We start from the raw sequence: 1,300 nt of genomic DNA, 5'->3' as shown, positions 1-1,300 counted from the left end.
TTTAAAGAAGCCACCCTCGGGCACGGGCTCCAAAGCTACTAAAGCTTCATCAACAATTACTTTACCGTCAAGAGACACAAGTAAGCGGCCGTATTCTTGTCCCACGGCAACAGGCGCTTCAATTACATTATCTACTTTAAGCTCTGCTTTAAGGTCATCTTTTTGACCCCGAGGAATCGTTACTATTACGTCTTCGGCTAAGCCCAACTGGAAAGAATCCAAAGCACCCTTCCAAACCTGGCTATCTGTCAGTACTTCACCAGCCTTGTACAGTTCGTGCGTCTGATAATATCTAAAGCCATAGTTTAACAACTTCTGTGTCTCTTTAGCTCTGGCATTTTCACTATTCGTACCCATGACAACACTAATCAAGCGCATACCATTGCGCTTAGCTGACGCGACAAGGCAATAACCTGCTTCTTCAGTATGTCCGGTCTTTAAGCCATCGACTGACTTATCACGCCACAACAAGCGATTGCGGTTTGGCTGCCTTATATTGTTATAGGTGAAGTATTTTTCAGAATACAAAGGGTACTGATCAGGAAAGTCATTAATGATCGCAAGAGCCAGCTTTGCCAAATCAGAGGCTGATGAATAATGCCCTTCAGCAGGCAAGCCTGTAGCGTTCATAAAGTTGGAGTTTGTCATGCCCAGTAGTTGAGCTTGCTGATTCATGATATCGGCAAATGCATCTTCGCTACCAGCAACATACTCAGATAGCGCAATACTTGCGTCATTGCCTGACTGAATAATTACGCCTTTGAGCAGCTCTTCAAGCAAAACTTTTGAGCCTTCCTTGATGAACATTTTTGACCCGCCAGTGCGCCAAGCCTTAACGCTCACTGGAACCTCGTCATATAAATTGATATTACCTTGAGCTACTTCGCTTTCGACGATGTATGCGGTCATCATCTTAGTCAAGCTGGCGGGTGGCAACTGAACGTAGCTTTCATGCTCTACGATTACTTCGCCACTCGTGGCATCCATTAAAATATAAGAGCTAGCTGAAACCTGTGGCGGAGAAGGAATAAGAGCTGGCTTAGCAAATGCGTCGGCAACATGGAATCCGAGAAGTAACAACAAAGAATAAAGTGGTAACACCTTACCTAGTGATCTGAACATCATTAAAAACCCGATTTTGATTTATATGAACGAAGTGACATATATTGAAGAAAGCAAGTCTAACCGAATTCAGCAATCGATTCATCCATAAGCGAAGACCAATAAGCCAATCTGTATTAAAATTAACGCTTCAGCTAATACAGACTTCTAACGAACAAGAAGAGGTATAAACGAAATG

The 1,300-nt window shown here is 43.2% G+C and carries 1 protein-coding gene; it reads right to left on the bottom strand.

The genetic code is table 11. The features are described 5' to 3' along the window. The coding region (locus A3729_RS05115) for a D-alanyl-D-alanine carboxypeptidase family protein (RefSeq protein WP_082882012.1) at positions 1-1,125 on the bottom strand (1,125 nt) is incomplete at its 3' end. Positions 1,126-1,300: the final 175 nt, after the last annotated feature.

Source organism: Oleiphilus sp. HI0043, from assembly GCF_001634935.1.
This window is presented reverse-complemented; position numbering and strand designations above follow the sequence as displayed.